The sequence below is a fragment of the Aeromonas sp. s12 genome (assembly GCF_040907925.1).
Classification (GTDB): domain Bacteria; phylum Pseudomonadota; class Gammaproteobacteria; order Enterobacterales; family Aeromonadaceae; genus Aeromonas; species Aeromonas veronii.
Genome location: NZ_JBFOCT010000024.1, coordinates 42804 through 57207 on the forward strand (window position 1 = coordinate 42804; position 14404 = coordinate 57207).

The following is a 14404-nucleotide window of genomic DNA, read 5'->3' on the forward strand; positions in this document are numbered from 1 at the left end:
GCGTGAAAAGGGTGAATGACTATCCCAGCAGGGAGAGCACATTGGCGATCTTGTTGTCGAGTTCGGCCCACTCGGCGACAGGCTCGGAACCGGCGACAATGCCGGCACCGGCAAACAGGGTGACGCTGCCCGGCTGAATACGGGCGCTGCGAATGGCGACCGAGAACTCGGACGTCTCCCGACTCAGCATGCCGCAGGCTCCGGCGTACCAGCCCCGATCGTAGGGCTCGAACTCGCGGATAAAGGCGAGCGCGGCCTCGCGCGGAGCGCCGCCCACCGCCGGCGTCGGGTGGAGGGCGTCGAGCAGCTGCCAGTCGCAGACCCCGGGCTTGAGCTCGGCTTCGATATCGCACTTGAGGTGTTGCAGCAGCCGCAGTTTGAGAATGCGCGGCTCGGTCAGGGTGGCATCGTGGGTCAGTGGCGCCAGACGGCTGAGGATGTCGGCGTGTACCAGCCGGTTCTCCAGTCGGTTCTTGCTGTCGGCCAGCAGCTCGGCGGCCAGTTGGGCATCCACCTCTTCATCGCCGGAGCGGCGAATGGTGCCCGCCAACGCCTCGGTAAAGAGGTGACGATCTTCCCGGCGGTAGAGCCGCTCGGGAGAGCAGGCGATAAAGGCCTGCTCGGGGGAGAATTGAAAACCGAAGTGGAAGCAGTCCTGGGCATGGCGGGCCCACTGGTCGAGCATGGCCCAGGGATTGATATCTGCATCGTGGTTCGGACTGGTCAGCACGCTCTCCCGCGACAGCACCACCTTGGGTGTGTGCGCCTGAAAATCGGGGGCAGTGACGCGCTCAACCAGCGTCTGCCACTGGGCGGGGCCGGGGCAATCCTGTCGCTGCCAGGGCTGCTTTTGCAGGGCAGGTAGCGGGGCCTCCGGGCGCAGGGCATCGAGGGCGGCGTCGGCCGCCTGCAGTTCGGCCTCGAGATTGCTTTCATCCAGCCAGAGGTTGAGGCAGAGACTGACGCATTCACCACGGCGCACCAGCTCGATGCGGGGCAGCACGAAACGGCAGGGGCCAAACCCTTGCCAGCCGGACTGGGCCGGATCGAACGCCAGTCCACCATAGTAGCGGGGGCTGTCGTCATGATGCTGGTTGGCTGTGTTCGTGCACACCTGCTTGATGGCGTGCGGCTCGGTCAGTTCATGGATGGCGCCCAGCGCGACATACTCGGGACGAGCCTCTCCACGGGCCTGCCAGTAGATGCGGGGATAGAGGGTTTGCGCCGCGAGCCAGCCCAGAAAGGAGCGGATTTCGATCGCCACTCGCAACCGTACGAAGCCGCTGACGTTGCTGTGACGCAGGGCGTCCAGTTGTTGCTTGATATGGGTCTGAGCCAACATGGATTCTTGTCTGAGCCGGGTAGTAACGAGCGATCCGGTAGCTGGATGCCGTAGGTTTATGCCAAAGGGCGATGATTTCCTATATATTATCTGCCCATTCGTCCATGTAAATCGCCCGCGGGAGCTTCACTCTCCGGGGCCAAGTATACCCAAATCCGGTTCGATAACCCTTAACACGATCAATATCCGATTGTTTGGCCATCACAAAATGACAAATACCTTCTCTGTTTGGTTGCTGGCGGCGCGTTTGCGAACACTACCGCTCGCCTGCTCTTCCATCCTGCTGGGCTCGGGGCTGGCTGCCAGTCGTGGCGCCTTTGATGGCACCATCATGGCGCTCTCCCTGCTGACCGCCATCTTGCTGCAGATCCTCTCTAATCTGGCCAACGATTACGGCGATGCGGTTTCCGGCGCCGACAACGGTGAGCGGATCGGCCCGCAGCGGGCGGTGGTCTCCGGCCTTATCACCAAAAAGCAGATGTGCGTGGCGATGGGGCTGACTGCGCTGGCGGCGGTGGCCAGTGGCCTGCTGTTGCTGGGCTGTGCCTTCGGCGGTCAGTGGCTGCAGATTTTGGCATTTGTGGTGCTGGGTGGTGCGGCCATTGTCGCGGCGGTGACCTACACGGTCGGCAAGACCCCTTACGGCTATCGCGGGTTTGGCGATATCTCGGTGTTCCTCTTCTTCGGCCTGCTGGGGGTGCTCGGCTCCTACTACCTCTTCACCAAGACGCTGGAGTGGGATCTGCTGCTACCGGCCACCGCCTGTGGCCTGCTGGCTACCGCCGTGCTCAATATCAACAATGTGCGCGATATCGAGACCGACGCCGCCAGTGGCAAGATCACCCTGGCGGTGCGCCTTGGCCGCAACCGCGCCATCGCTTATCACTGGGTACTGTTGGGGGCGGCGTTGCTGGCAACCATCGCCTTTATCCTGATCCAGCCCGCCAGTTTCTGGCCGTGGATCTTCCTGCCCGCCATGAAGCCTCTTAGCGATGCGGCCCGCACCTTGCGCGAAAGCTACGATGGCGAGGTGCTGACCGGCGCTCTCAAGAAGACCGCCATCAGCGCCTTTCTGTTCAGCCTGCTACTCTCCATCGGGTTGGCGCTCTCCTGACCGCTGGTCGCAGCTCGCCAAGGCGAACAATGAAAAGGGCTCCCGAGATGGGAGCCCTTTTTGGTTTTGGCCGGTTTAGCTGGCGCGCGCCACCCTGAGAGGGCGGCGGGAGAAAATCAGGGTATCCAGCAGCCAGATGGCGACCATGGAGGCGCCCACCAGCGGGAAGGCGATCCCCAGCAGGATCAGCAGGGCGATGGCACCTCGCATCGGCGGGAGTTTGGCGGGCAGCGGCGGCGCGGCGAGACGGCCCTGCGGACGGCGGCACCACCAGATCCAGAGGCCGCTCACGGCGCTGGCCAGCACCATCAGGCAGATAAGCAGCATGGCGAGCTGATGGGGCCAGCCGTAGAGCTTGCCCATGTGCAGCATGACGCCGCTCTCCACCGTTTTGGCGACCGGGCCGTAATCCTGCCAGCGCACATCGGCCAGCACCTTGCCGCTGTATTGATCGATATGCAGGGTGGCATCGTTGCGCGGATCGTCGGCAAACAGGGCGATGGTGTAGACGCCGGTGGCGCCGACCGGCGGGGTGATGCTGTAACCCGGTTGGACTCCCCGCTCATGGGCGATCTCGACCACCCGTTGCAGCGCAATGCGCTGGCTGGCCATCACCACTCCCTCGTGCTCGCCGTGGTTCATGGCACCGTGATCGTGCCCCTCATCAACCGGCTGCGAGCTGGGCATAGGGGTGCTCTCAACCGCCCAGGGGACGGTCTGCTCGTGAGCCTGATTCAGGCTGCGGGCCAGCGGTGCCGATTTGGGCACCTCGTTCCACATGGCGGCGGGGAAGCGGTTCCAGACAGCGGCAAACTGATCGCCCCAGAAACCGGTCCAGGTCATGCCGCTCAACAGCAACAGCAGCAGGAAACCGGCGCCCCAGAAGCCGACCACGGCGTGCAGATCCCGCCACCAGAGGCGTCCGCGCTGGCTCACTCTGGGCCAGAGGATGCCGCCCACCCCGGGCCCCTTGCGTGGCCACCAGAGGTAGAGGCCGCTGATGAGCAGTACCAGCCCCCAGCCTGCCGCCAGTTCGATCAGCCGGTCCCCCGTGGTGCCGAGCAGCAGGTCGGCGTGCAGGGAGCGAGCCACCGCTTGCAGATTCCACTTGTTGTCCATGGTGCCGAGCAGGGCGCCGCTGGCGGGATCCATAAACAGAGTCAGCTCGCGATCCCCCTGATTGACGATGAACTGGGCGCTCTGATCGGGTGCGACAGGCGGCAGGTATTTACGCAGGCTGGCATCGGGCATGGTCATCATCGCCTTGGCCAGCAGCTGGTCGGCACTCAGGGTCTGGCTGGCGGGGGCGACCTTCATCAGCTCGGGGTACATCAGGTTGTCGAGCTGGGGTTTGAACAGATAGACGATCCCGGTCAGTGACAGCAGGATCAGGAAAGGGGCGACAAAGATACCGGCGTAGAAGTGCCAGCGCCAGATCCGTTGGTAATGACTCGAGTCCCTTTTTTTCATTGCACATCCTTGTTGAGGTGCTAAACCTTTCGGCTGGTGGAATGTTTGTGGCGGCGCGGATAATAGCAGTAACGTTTCGTTAACTGCAATCACACATCTTGAGATCGGTTCGGTGCGGGATGTCGGTAACATGAGGTGCCGACGGTTTGCTGGATAGGATGACCACGCTTTGGGGAAAGCCTGTTTGCTGCTGGACTTTTCCTTATAAATTATTACCTTGTGGTAACAATTTGCAGGCGATGATGGTGGTAACGGAATGGGAGCAGTCATGCAGCCACATGGGCAATTCGACATGGAGCGCAGGGGCCAGATGCTGATCTGCCGCCCGAGTGGCCCCTTCAATCTGGCAGGTGCCATGGCCTATGAGGCGCGCTTTCGTCACGAACTGGCCGGTCTGATGGATGGCCCCTGGGGGATTGTCGAGGTCGCGACCGAGTTTGAAGCGGCTGGGCCCGAGGTGCTGGCCCGTTTTCGTCGCCAGTTTGGCTGGTGTGCCGAGAGTGGCTGTCAGTTTCTGGCGGTGGTTTTCGTAGGGGGCTTCAAGCGCTATCTGGCGGATAATATCTTCACGGGATTACCCTTTCGGGCAGTACGTTACTTCGAGCAAGAGGCAGCGGCGATCCAGTGGCTGGGGGAGCAGCTCAACACAGCTCCCTGTGAACCTGCGAGCGCTTGACCACCCTTATCCTGACTGGCCTTGGCTCAATCCAGCTTGATAAACCACTTGTCCCGCTCGTCAACACAGTCGGGTTCACCCATTTCGAATTCGCGGCAGATCAGCGGCCGCACCTCGTAGATACGGCACATCATGGTGTTGCGGTCGAGGGCGGCGCACCAGCCATCGTCCAGCCGGCGCATGACCGGTATCTCGCCATCCCTTTCCAGTACATAACGGTCCGGCACGCCGGTATCGGTAAAGAGCATCACTTCGAGGCGGCAGCAGCAGGCTTCGCAGTTCTGGCAGCTCACATCGGTCTGGATTGCTTGGGTCATGGTGCCTGTCTTGCCGCATGGCGGCATCGGAGATATGAAACAGGCGCCTGTCAGGCGCCTGTGGTCTGGCTAACGGCTTGCAAAGAACCTTAGCCCAGTTTGCGGGCGCGGTAGCTGCGACCCTTGATCTTGCCTTCCTGCAACCGCTTGAGGGCGGCGCTCGCCACGCTGCGCTTCACGGCGACGTAGGAGTACTGTTCGGAGATCTGGATCTTGCCCACGTCGGCGCCGGCAATGCCGCCTTCACCGGTCAGGGCGCCCAGAATGTCACCGGCCCGCACCTTGGTCTTGCGGCCTGCATCGATGGAGAGGGTCACCATCTGCGGGGCGATCGGCTTGATGTCGCGGCCGATGCTGCCGAGATCACCCAGCGGCATCGGGGCCTGCTGGTACTCTTCGATAAAGTTTACGCGCTGAGCTTCGTTCGGTTGATAGAGGCTCAAGGCCAGACCCTGCTGGCCGGCACGACCGGTACGGCCGATGCGATGCACGTGCACTTCCGGATCATAGGTCAGCTCGTAGTTGATGACGGCGCCCAGCTCCTTGATGTCGAGGCCGCGGGCCGCCACATCGGTGGCCACCAGAATGGTGGCGCTGCCGTTGGCAAAGCGCACCAGCACCTGATCCCGCTCGCGCTGCTCCAGATCGCCGTTCAGCGCCAGCGCCGAGAAGCCCTTGGCGGCCAGATGGTCGGCCACGTCGTTACAGGCGCGCTTGGTGTTGCAGAACACCACGCAGGAGCTGGGCTGGTAGTGGCTCAGCAACCAGGTGAGGGCGTCGAGGCGCTGACCGGCAGGCACTTCGTAAAGCTTCTGTTCGATGGCGCTCCCCTCGTGCAGGGACTCCACGCTCACCTCGACCGGATTGCGCTGCACGCCGCGGCTCATCTGGGCGATCCCTTCCGGATAGGTCGCGGAGAAGAGCAGGGTCTGACGCTGCTGGGGGGCATAGCTGATGACCCGGTTGATATCTTCGCCAAAGCCCATGTCCAGCATGCGATCCGCTTCATCCAGCACCAGCGTCTTGAGGCCGGAGAGCTCCAGCGTGCCTTGCTCCAGATGTTTGAGAATGCGACCCGGGGTGCCGACGGCGATGTGGGCACCAAAGCTCAGGGTGGCGGACTGCGGTGCGGTCGGGGTGCCGCCGCACAGGGTCACCAGCTTGACGTTGGGCAGGGCGCGCGCCAGACGACGGATCTCCTGAGCCACCTGATCCGCCAGTTCGCGGGTCGGGCAGAGCACCAGCGCCTGCACTTCGAGGCGGTTGACGTTGAGCTTGGCCAGCAGGCCGAGGCCGAAGGCGGCGGTCTTGCCGCTGCCGGTTTTTGCCTTGGCGATCAGGTCTTTGCCATCGAGCACCAGGGGCAGGCTCTGGGCCTGGATCGGGGTCATCTGCAGGTAACCCAGGCTGGTGAGGTTTTCTTGCAGGGCGGGGGAGAGATTGAGGCTGCTAAATTCGCTGTTGTTCACAAAAGGACTCTATTTCGGAGAAAACGGGGATGCGCGAGCGCTAAGGCCGCGCATCATACCAGAATGTGGCCCCGGATGTGGCGGATTTTTGAACGGCTGGCCACGAGGGGCCATGAAAGGTTCATTTGTTGCCAAACCGATCGCGGACGATCACCGACAATGCGATAAGGACTATTTTTCAAACACTCATCTAATTATTTATCGCGGATAAACGTTTTCTGTTTTCAGTATTTTAATATAATGGCTGGAAAATATTTCACGAGCAGTTATTGCGCCACATGGAATGTTGCAAAAATGCTGATTAAATATTTTCAAAGAACATGAAAACGGCACGACCATTACTCAACGTGATGTTTTAAAAGGATTTATGTTGTCCGCGTTGCGCGATTAATATCAGTTCATTGCACAATTAATTTAAAAACGTTTGTATTATCCTGCCTCCATAATATTGCGCGGGATTGTGATGGCTATCTGATTTTTAAATGTGCAAATGTCTATGATGGCGCCGGTCAAAAATTACAATTTACTCAGGTGCTACAGGTATGGAATACGTTCACTTTGTGCTCGGACTGGTGATGGTCCTCGCTCTCTCTCTGCTGGCTAACCGCCACAACTGGAAACAGATCAAACTGCGTTATATCGGCCAACTGTTGGTGGTCGAACTGGCGCTGGCCTGGTTCATGCTGAACTCAGAAGTGGGTCTGGCGGTGGTGGGGGGCTTTGCCGCCGGCTTCACCAAGTTGATGGAGTTTGCCAAACAGGGTACCGACTTCGTGTTCGGTGGTCTGGTCAACGAAGGGGCCTTCTCCTTCTTCCTGATGGTGCTGATGCCCATCGTCTTCATCTCAGTGCTGATCGGTATTCTGCAGTACATCCGCCTGCTGCCGCTGGTGATCCGCGGTATCGGTACCGTGCTGGCCAAGATCAACGGCATGGGCAAGCTGGAGTCTTTCAACGCCATCAGCTCGATGATCGTCGGCCAGTCCGAGAACTTCATCGCCCTCAAGAACATCCTGCCGCACCTGAACGAGAAGCAGATGTACACCCTGGCGGCGACGGCGATGTCTACCGTCTCCATGTCCATCGTCGGTGCCTACATGCAGCTGATCGAGCCGCGCTACGTGGTTGCCGCGCTGGTGCTCAACATGTTCAGTACCTTCGTCGTGCTGTCGCTGATCAACCCCTACGAGCCGGATAACTCCGTGACCGACATCAAGGCCATTGCCGAAGGTGACGAGCACCACACCCCGAAGAAAGAGAACTTCTTCGAGATGCTGGGCGAGTACATCATGGCCGGTTTCACCGTTGCCGTGATCGTGGGTGCCATGCTGGTGGGTTTCATCGCCCTGATCGCCCTCATCAACTACCTGTTCGAGATGGCATTTGGCGTGAACTTCCAGTTCGTCATGGGTTACCTCTTCTACCCGATCGCCTGGATCCTGGGTATCCCGAGTGGTGAAGCGCTGCAAGCCGGCTCCATCATGGCGACCAAGCTGGTGACCAACGAGTTCGTGGCGATGATGGATCTGGGCAAGGTGGCTGCCGAGCTCTCTCCGCGCACCGTCGGCATCCTCTCCATCTTCATGGTCTCTTTCGCCAACTTCAGCTCCATCGGTATCATCGCCGGTGCGGTAAAAGCGCTGAACGAAGAGAAGGGCAACATGGTTTCCCGCTTCGGCTTGAAGCTGGTCTACGGTTCAACTCTGGTCAGCCTGCTCTCTGCTGTTATCGCTGGCATCATGATCTGATCCTCTAGTGGTTCGCACCACTGCTTGGGCCCCTGACTTTGTCAGGGGCTTTTTTGTTTCTGGCTCACAGCCGCCAGCCGCACCACCAGCCCGCGACCAGCAGGGTGAGGGTGCAAAAGCCGGTTTCGATGGCACCGCCGCTGCGCAGCGGCCAGCCCGGCAGGCGGTAACGGCGCTTGATGGGCCAGAAGAGCGGAATGCCCGCCGGGGTGAGCCAGTCCCCCAGCAGATGGCTGAGGTAGCCAACGATCAGGGCATCCTTGACCCCCATGGGCAGGGTGTCTGGCGGCAGGCTCTGGTTCAGCCCCCAGACGGCAGCGGCGACCGCCAGCAGACTGTGGGTGAAGCCGCGATGGCCGAACAGCCGAGACAGAGGTTTCGAGATCCACGGCAGGCGCTGCCCCAGCACCGATTTGGGGTGGTCGAGGTCGGGCAACAGGGCGCTGGCCAGCGCGGCAGGGATGGTCTGCCACAGACTGGCATCGGCCAGCGCCGGAGTGAGCTGCAGTTTATGGGCGATCAGGGTGCAGGTAACGGAGAAGAGCAGGTGCCCTTGGGCGGTCATGATGATTACGGCGTGGACAAGATGGCGGCGCATCTTACCAGCCTGGCGGTTGTGGTCAGCTCTTATTTTAAAAATCAGGATGTTACGGCGAAAAAGCGCCCAAATTGGGCGCCTTTATAGCCTATTTATAACTTGCCTTTGACCAGCCACTTGTCGAGGGCGTTGGCGAAGCGCTGCTTGTCGGCGGCATTGAAGGGGGCCGGGCCGCCGGTTTGCACGCCGGCCGAGCGCAGCTCTTCCATAAAGTTGCGCATGCCGAGCCGCGCCTTGATGGTCTCGCGAGTGTAGATCTCGCCACGGGGATTGAGCGCCTCGCCACCGGCATCGATCACCCAGGAGGCGAGGGGGATGTCGCCGGTGATCACCAGATCGCCGGGCTGAACCTGCTGGGCGATGACATGATCTGCCACATCGAATCCCTTCTCCACCTGCTGGGTTTTGATGAAGGGCGAGGGGGGCACCCGCAATCCCTGATTGGCCACCAGGGTGGTGACGACCTGGGCGCGGTGGGCGGCGCGGTAGAGGATCTCCTTGACCGGAATGGGGCAGGCATCGGCATCAACCCAGATGGGCATGGCATGGTTTCCTGTAGTGAAAGCGGATGGAAAACGAGAGCGGCCATGTTAACACAGGCCTCCCTTCCCGGCGCGGGGCTGAGTCGGCCCAGCCTTTGGTGTAAGCTGGGGCCAGCACATGAAACGAGAAGGAGACGAGATGGATCGGGTGCCCGGTGAAGTGATTTATGCCCTGACCCTGGATGGCAAGGGTGGCATGGCGCCGCTGACGGCGGGAAGCGAAGTCCCGGCGGCACATCCCGGCTGGCTGCATCTGGATTACGGCAATCCCGATTCGGCGCGCTGGCTGTTGCAGACACCCTTGCTCAGCGAGGCGGCCAGGGAGTCGCTGCTCGGCCAGAGCAATCGTCCCAAGCTGGTGCGGATGGGGGAGACGGTGCTGCTGATCCTGCGCGGCATCAACCACAACAAGGATCACAGGCCCGAAGAGATGGTGGCGCTGCGCATCTTCATCACCCCGGATCTCATTATCAGCAGCCGTCGTCGTCCGCTGCTCTCCGAACAGGATGTCTTCAACCAGCTCAAGCTGGGGGGCGGCGCCGATACCCCGGCCGACTGGCTGGTGGAGATCTGTGATGCCCTGACCGATCGGGCGGGGGAGTTTGTCGAGGAGCTGCACGACAAGATCCTCGATCTGGAGGAGATGGTGCTGATGCGCGACATGCCCGCCAATGGCCGCTTGGCGCTGATCCGCAAGCAGCTCATCATGATCCGCCGCTACCTCTCGCCGCAGCGGGATCTGGTGGCGCGGCTGGCCAACGAGAAGATCAGCTGGCTGGATGAGGATGACCGCCGTCGTCTGCTCGATATCGCCGATCGGCTGCGGCGCTGGCTCGATGACCTCGATGCCGGAGTGGCACGCACCGCCGTGCTGGCAGACGAGATCAACAATCTGATGGCGGAGGCGACCAACCGCCGCGCCTACCAGATGTCGGTGATGGCGCTGCTCTTTTTGCCCGCCAGTTTCCTGACCGGCCTGTTTGGCATCAACCTCGGCGGTATCCCCGGGGCCGAGAATCCGACTGCCTTCTGGGTCTTCTGTGGTTCGCTGGTGGCGCTGGCCAGCGGGCTGGCTATCTGGCTCAAGCATCGGCGCTGGTGGTAAGGAGGCATAACCCATGTGGCAATCAATTGGCCTGACCCTGCTGCTGTTGCTGGGGCATACCCTGATCCGGCGGCTGATTCACAAGAGCCTGCTGGCGCTCGGTCAGAGCAGGCAGGTGAGCGAGAACCGGGTGCTCTACGTGGCCCATGTGTTCCACTTCCTGCTCGGCTGCGCCACCTTGCTGGTACTGGCCGGGGTGTGGGGGCTCGACTTCTCCCGACTGGTGGTGCTCGCATCCTCCTTCTTTGCGGTATTGGGGGTCGCCATGGTGGCCCAGTGGTCGATCCTCTCCAACATCACCGCCAGCATCACCATCTTCTTCGCCTTTCCCTACAAGATTGGCGACCGGATCCGCATCCTCGACAAGGATGATTCGGTCACCGGCGTCATCACCGAGATCGGCCTCTTCTATGTGCGGGTGCGTGATGACAACGGCGATCTGGTCACCTATCCGGCCAACCTGATCCTGCAAAAGCCGGTCAGAAAGCTGGAGGGCAAGGTGGCGGAACCACTGCAACCGGAATAGAAAGCAACCGGAATAACAAAAAGGCTCCCTCGGGAGCCTTTTTAGTGTGTGGTGGATGGCGCTAGCGTTCGAAGAAGCGGTAGAGGTGCTCCACCTGAACCGGGCAGTCGGCCACCTGATGCAGATGTTCGCGGGCCTGCTCGACGGTGCCGAAACTGACCGGGCAGCCGAGGGTGTCGGTCAGCTCGTAGAGGGCGCCATCCTTGCCTCTGAATTCGATGAGCCAGCCGGGAATGGCCACATCGTGGAGGATTTCAGCCTCTTGCAGGATCTGTTGCTGATAGAGCTTACGAAGTTCACTGACTGTCATGATGCTCTCCTGTGGGGAATATCCAGCTCCAGTCTATGCCTGCCCTTTATATGCGGCAACGGGATCATCCCCGCAGGACCTCCCATGCCCAGCGGATGCGGATAAAGGTCTCTGCATTGCCGCCCCGATCCGGATGGTGCAGCAGTGCCAGCTCCCGCCAGCGGCGGCGGATTGCCTCCTGACTCGCCCCTTCATTCAGTTCTAACAGTGCGAGCGCCTCGGCTTTGTGCCCCTCACCGTCATAAGCGCGCCAGAAGCGGTTGAGCAGGGCCTCCACTTCGGCACGGTCGGTCTGCCAGAACACCTGCCAGTCGAGATAGTAGCTACGCAGATTTTCGCCAACAGCAAAGCCGTGGTTGGCCTCCTGGTTCCCGGCCAGCGGTTCGAGCCGGATATCCAGGGTGCTGATCACCAGCCACCATCCCTCTTGCCAGAGCTCGGCCTGCAACTGGTAGAGGGCGTTCATGATCAGGAAGTTGACCCGAAACAGCTGCAGCTGCTCGTCGTCGGCCAGCAGGGGGATCGCTCCCTGCTGGCGCAGAGCGGCCATCAGTTCATGCACCTTGTAGCTGCCCGCCGCCTGTTGCAATAGCACCAGCAGCGGGGCGACCAGCGGATTGTGGTTGGCTTCGCTCATTCAGTACCCTGCTCTCTGGGCGGTTGCAGGGCGATCAGCAGCTCACCTGCCTGCGGGGTGACGGGGCCGGTAACGATCTGGGGCTTGCCCTTGCCATCCATGATGAACAACGGGATGGCGCCGGGATTGGCGGTCTGATACTGGGCCCAGTCGAACGCCTCGCTCAGGCGGGTCGCCTTGATCTGGCCACCCCGGCTCAGCAGGCCGCTCAGCTTGGCATAGTTGATGTCGGGGCCGAACAGGTTCTGGCGAGCGCGAAAGGTGGCGCTCTCCCGGTTGGCCTTGCCGTGCTGCTCGCTGGAGCGCAGGGAGTAGACCTGCTCCTCGCCGTAGAGGTGGGCAAAGTGCAGCACCCCGAGGGCGTTGTTGTGGCGGTTGGGGGATAGCGCCAGCACGGTACTGATGCTGGTGAGCGGCAGGTGCAGCTCGGCATGTTCCGACTGGGGGTTGCCGAAGTAGCAGGGGAGGTTGCTCATCCGCGCCTGTTTGCAGAACTCCCAGGCGGGATCGCAGAGCTGCACCGGCACCCCCTGATCCGCCAGCGCCTTGCCAATGGCCCGCGCCACCGAGTTGGCCCCTATGATGAGCCAGGTGTTGGGGGCGCTCTGGCGCATCTTGAGCAGGCTGGCCAGCGGTGCCGAGGTGAGGCTCTGCAACACCACAGTAGAGATGATCACTGCAAATACCAGCGGCACCAGCTTGTCGGCATCGGGGATCTCGGCCTGATGCAGGCTGATGGCAAACGAGGCGCTGACCGCCGCCGCGACTATGCCGCGCGGGGCGATCCAGCTCAGCAGGGCGCGAGCTTGCCAGGAGAGATCCGAGCCCCAGGTCGAGACCAGAATACAGAGCGGGCGCGCCACGAACTGCACCACGCACAGCAGCGCCAGCACCATGGGGCCGAGCAGCCAGAGCTGGGCCAGATCGAGGCGGGCCGCCAGCAGGATAAACAGGCTGGAGATTAGGATGACCGCGAGATCTTCCTTGAAAGCCAGCACCTCCTCCAGATCCAGCCCCTCCTGATTGGCGAGCCAGATGCCGAACACGGTCACCGCCAGCAGACCGGACTCGTGGCTGAGCCAGTTGGAGAGGCTGAAAGTGACCAGCACCAGCGCCAGCACGCCGAACTTGTGCAGGCTGACCGGCAGCCAGTCCTTGCGAATGAGCAGGGTGGTGAGCCAGCCTGCCGCCACCCCGATCAGGGAACCGACCAGCACAGTCTTGCCCAGCGCCAGCAGGGTATGGCTGATGAGATCCCCCTGACTGCCGAGACGCACCGCCTCGAACACCAGCACCGCAAACAGGGCGCCGATGGGGTCGATGACGATCCCCTCCCAGCGCAGGATGCGGTCTACCTCCCGGGTGGGGCGGATCACGTTGAGCATGGGTGCAATCACGGTGGGGCCCGTTACCACCAGCACAGCGCCGAGCATGGTGGCGACCCGCCAGTCCAGCCCCAGCAGGAAGTAACCGGCGCTGCCGATGACGGCGAAGCTGACCAGCATGCCGGTGGAGCAGAGATTGCGCACCACCTTGCCGATCCCCTTGAGCTCGGCCAGATGGAGGGTGAGCGCCCCCTCGAACAGGATGATGGCGACCGACAGGGAGACCAGCGGAAACAGCAGATCCCCGAGCAGGGCATCGGGGTCGAGCAGGCCGCTGACCGGACCCAGAGTCAGGCCGGTGAGCAGCAGAAACAGGATGGCGGGCACCCGCAGCGACCAGGCAAGCCATTGGGCCAGCACGGAGACCAGGGCGATCCCGGCCAGAGAGAGGGCAATCATGCAGACCTCGATTCAGGCAGTGAGTATGGAGCTAGTGTAGTGGCTAAGTTGGTCAGATTGACACCCGAAGGAGCGTGCGTCATGGCCGGGATGGGGAGATGTGCGACAGTCGGCGTCATGGTGGCTGGCGGTGGAGTGAAGGGCGCCAGCCAGACGCCAACCGTGGTGATGGTGTGGCCTTGGGGCCGGATTAGATGGGGCTCTCCTTGTGGAGCTCGCCGACACAGTCGGCCAGCGCCAGTACCAGTGCGGAGCGCACCATCTGATCGAGCCGGTTGAGCTGCATCTGGTAGAAGGCCCAATCCTCTTCGCTGGCGGGGGGCTCTAGCTTCATCATGCCGCCCTGATTGACCCCGTGCAGGCGGTCGAGCAGATCGCGGATCGGCTTGTCGCTGAAGCGGTAATCCTTGGGGTCGCGCACCAGAAAGTCGCGGATCTTGATATAGGCTTCGATATCCTGATAGCGCTCGAGTGATATGAGGCCGAGGGCGAAGATGAGCTTGAGGCGCACCTCCAGCTGGCCGAGGGGGCCGCTCTGGTTGAGCAGGGGTTCGATGGCGTATTTGACGGCATACTCCTCCTGACGGAACGCGCGTCGCATCAGGGAGTCGACCGCCTCTTCCAGGATGGTCACGGCTTCGAGAAAGAAGCAGCGGGGGCCATCCTGCTCATTCAGTCGTTCCAGTACTTCATCTTCCTGGTGTGTGGTCATAGGTGCATTGGGTCCAGCTGACAGGGAGAGAGTGGGCCTCTCTCCCGGTTTTTA

At 61.6% G+C, this 14404-nt stretch carries 15 protein-coding genes; 5 read left to right on the forward strand and 10 right to left on the reverse strand.

Annotated features, from left to right (window positions below):
* Positions 1-19 precede the first annotated feature (19 nt).
* Positions 20-1342: an isochorismate synthase MenF gene (locus AB5Y67_RS11930; RefSeq protein ID WP_199427729.1), complete on the reverse strand. Its 1323-nt coding sequence runs from the start codon at positions 1340-1342 to the stop codon at positions 20-22.
* Positions 1343-1550: 208 nt separating this feature from the next.
* Here AB5Y67_RS11930 and AB5Y67_RS11935 point away from each other — a divergent pair, with 208 nt between their 5' ends.
* Positions 1551-2456: a 1,4-dihydroxy-2-naphthoate polyprenyltransferase gene (locus AB5Y67_RS11935; RefSeq protein ID WP_026034945.1), complete on the forward strand. Its 906-nt coding sequence runs from the start codon at positions 1551-1553 to the stop codon at positions 2454-2456.
* 75 nt (positions 2457-2531) lie between these two features.
* On the opposite strand, the gene AB5Y67_RS11940 is transcribed toward AB5Y67_RS11935, so the two are convergent.
* Positions 2532-3926, reverse strand: coding sequence for a PepSY domain-containing protein (locus AB5Y67_RS11940; protein WP_199427730.1), 1395 nt, complete (start codon positions 3924-3926; stop codon positions 2532-2534).
* 268 nt (positions 3927-4194) lie between these two features.
* On the opposite strand from AB5Y67_RS11940, the gene AB5Y67_RS11945 reads away from it, so the two are divergent.
* A complete protein-coding gene (locus tag AB5Y67_RS11945) occupies positions 4195-4602 on the forward strand; it encodes a hypothetical protein (RefSeq protein WP_005354927.1) in 408 nt (135 codons plus the stop codon).
* Positions 4603-4628: 26 nt separating this feature from the next.
* On the opposite strand, the gene AB5Y67_RS11950 is transcribed toward AB5Y67_RS11945, so the two are convergent.
* Positions 4629-4919, reverse strand: a complete 291-nt coding sequence (locus tag AB5Y67_RS11950; protein ID WP_005341481.1) for a YkgJ family cysteine cluster protein — start codon at positions 4917-4919, stop codon at positions 4629-4631.
* Between the two features lie 89 nt (positions 4920-5008).
* Positions 5009-6388: an ATP-dependent RNA helicase DbpA gene (dbpA, locus tag AB5Y67_RS11955; RefSeq protein WP_199427731.1), complete on the reverse strand. Its 1380-nt coding sequence runs from the start codon at positions 6386-6388 to the stop codon at positions 5009-5011.
* A 542-nt stretch (positions 6389-6930) separates the two neighbouring features.
* On the opposite strand from dbpA, the gene AB5Y67_RS11960 reads away from it, so the two are divergent.
* On the forward strand, positions 6931-8136 hold the full coding sequence (locus tag AB5Y67_RS11960) for a NupC/NupG family nucleoside CNT transporter (RefSeq protein WP_005363118.1): 1206 nt from the start codon (positions 6931-6933) through the stop codon (positions 8134-8136).
* 64 nt (positions 8137-8200) lie between these two features.
* Here AB5Y67_RS11960 and AB5Y67_RS11965 read toward each other — a convergent pair whose 3' ends face one another.
* Positions 8201-8701 carry a metal-dependent hydrolase gene (locus AB5Y67_RS11965; protein ID WP_041234360.1) on the reverse strand — a complete coding sequence of 167 codons (501 nt, stop codon included), beginning with the start codon at positions 8699-8701 and terminating at the stop codon, positions 8201-8203.
* Between the two features lie 125 nt (positions 8702-8826).
* Positions 8827-9276, reverse strand: a complete 450-nt coding sequence (locus AB5Y67_RS11970; protein WP_005335916.1) for a YaiI/YqxD family protein — start codon at positions 9274-9276, stop codon at positions 8827-8829.
* Between the two features lie 139 nt (positions 9277-9415).
* Here AB5Y67_RS11970 and zntB point away from each other — a divergent pair, with 139 nt between their 5' ends.
* Positions 9416-10381 carry a zinc transporter ZntB gene (gene zntB, locus AB5Y67_RS11975; protein ID WP_005341467.1) on the forward strand — a complete coding sequence of 322 codons (966 nt, stop codon included), beginning with the start codon at positions 9416-9418 and terminating at the stop codon, positions 10379-10381.
* Between the two features lie 13 nt (positions 10382-10394).
* On the forward strand, positions 10395-10907 hold the full coding sequence (locus AB5Y67_RS11980; RefSeq protein WP_005354921.1) for a mechanosensitive ion channel domain-containing protein: 513 nt from the start codon (positions 10395-10397) through the stop codon (positions 10905-10907).
* 61 nt (positions 10908-10968) lie between these two features.
* On the opposite strand, the gene AB5Y67_RS11985 is transcribed toward AB5Y67_RS11980, so the two are convergent.
* The 4 genes from AB5Y67_RS11985 to AB5Y67_RS12000 all read right to left on the reverse strand — a co-directional run bounded on the left by AB5Y67_RS11985 (position 10969) and on the right by AB5Y67_RS12000 (position 14350).
* Positions 10969-11217, reverse strand: a complete 249-nt coding sequence (locus AB5Y67_RS11985) for a hypothetical protein (protein WP_005363113.1) — start codon at positions 11215-11217, stop codon at positions 10969-10971.
* A 64-nt stretch (positions 11218-11281) separates the two neighbouring features.
* On the reverse strand, positions 11282-11854 hold the full coding sequence (locus AB5Y67_RS11990; protein ID WP_139735510.1) for a DNA-J related domain-containing protein: 573 nt from the start codon (positions 11852-11854) through the stop codon (positions 11282-11284).
* Complete coding sequence (locus AB5Y67_RS11995) at positions 11851-13638, reverse strand: sodium:proton antiporter (protein WP_199427732.1); 1788 nt, start codon at positions 13636-13638, stop codon at positions 11851-11853. The genes AB5Y67_RS11990 and AB5Y67_RS11995 overlap by 4 nt, the downstream gene beginning before the upstream one ends.
* A gap of 190 nt (positions 13639-13828) precedes the next feature.
* The gene (locus AB5Y67_RS12000; RefSeq protein WP_199427733.1) at positions 13829-14350 is read right to left on the reverse strand and encodes an MltR family transcriptional regulator; all 522 of its coding nucleotides are present in this window, start codon (positions 14348-14350) and stop codon (positions 13829-13831) included.
* Positions 14351-14404: the final 54 nt, after the last annotated feature.

Excerpts from the sequence above, each read along its gene's own strand:
- AB5Y67_RS11930 (WP_199427729.1), bottom strand. The coding sequence starts at position 1,342 with ATGTTGGCTCAGACCCATATCAAGCAACAACTGGACGCCCTGCGTCAC.
- AB5Y67_RS11935 (WP_026034945.1), top strand. The coding sequence starts at position 1,551 with ATGACAAATACCTTCTCTGTTTGGTTGCTGGCGGCGCGTTTGCGAACA.
- AB5Y67_RS11940 (WP_199427730.1), bottom strand. The coding sequence starts at position 3,926 with ATGAAAAAAAGGGACTCGAGTCATTACCAACGGATCTGGCGCTGGCAC.
- AB5Y67_RS11945 (WP_005354927.1), top strand. The coding sequence starts at position 4,195 with ATGCAGCCACATGGGCAATTCGACATGGAGCGCAGGGGCCAGATGCTG.
- AB5Y67_RS11950 (WP_005341481.1), bottom strand. The coding sequence starts at position 4,919 with ATGACCCAAGCAATCCAGACCGATGTGAGCTGCCAGAACTGCGAAGCC.
- AB5Y67_RS11960 (WP_005363118.1), top strand. The coding sequence starts at position 6,931 with ATGGAATACGTTCACTTTGTGCTCGGACTGGTGATGGTCCTCGCTCTC.
- AB5Y67_RS11965 (WP_041234360.1), bottom strand. The coding sequence starts at position 8,701 with ATGACCGCCCAAGGGCACCTGCTCTTCTCCGTTACCTGCACCCTGATC.
- AB5Y67_RS11970 (WP_005335916.1), bottom strand. The coding sequence starts at position 9,276 with ATGCCCATCTGGGTTGATGCCGATGCCTGCCCCATTCCGGTCAAGGAG.
- zntB (WP_005341467.1), top strand. The coding sequence starts at position 9,416 with ATGGATCGGGTGCCCGGTGAAGTGATTTATGCCCTGACCCTGGATGGC.
- AB5Y67_RS11980 (WP_005354921.1), top strand. The coding sequence starts at position 10,395 with ATGTGGCAATCAATTGGCCTGACCCTGCTGCTGTTGCTGGGGCATACC.
- AB5Y67_RS11985 (WP_005363113.1), bottom strand. The coding sequence starts at position 11,217 with ATGACAGTCAGTGAACTTCGTAAGCTCTATCAGCAACAGATCCTGCAA.
- AB5Y67_RS11990 (WP_139735510.1), bottom strand. The coding sequence starts at position 11,854 with ATGAGCGAAGCCAACCACAATCCGCTGGTCGCCCCGCTGCTGGTGCTA.
- AB5Y67_RS11995 (WP_199427732.1), bottom strand. The coding sequence starts at position 13,638 with ATGATTGCCCTCTCTCTGGCCGGGATCGCCCTGGTCTCCGTGCTGGCC.
- AB5Y67_RS12000 (WP_199427733.1), bottom strand. The coding sequence starts at position 14,350 with ATGACCACACACCAGGAAGATGAAGTACTGGAACGACTGAATGAGCAG.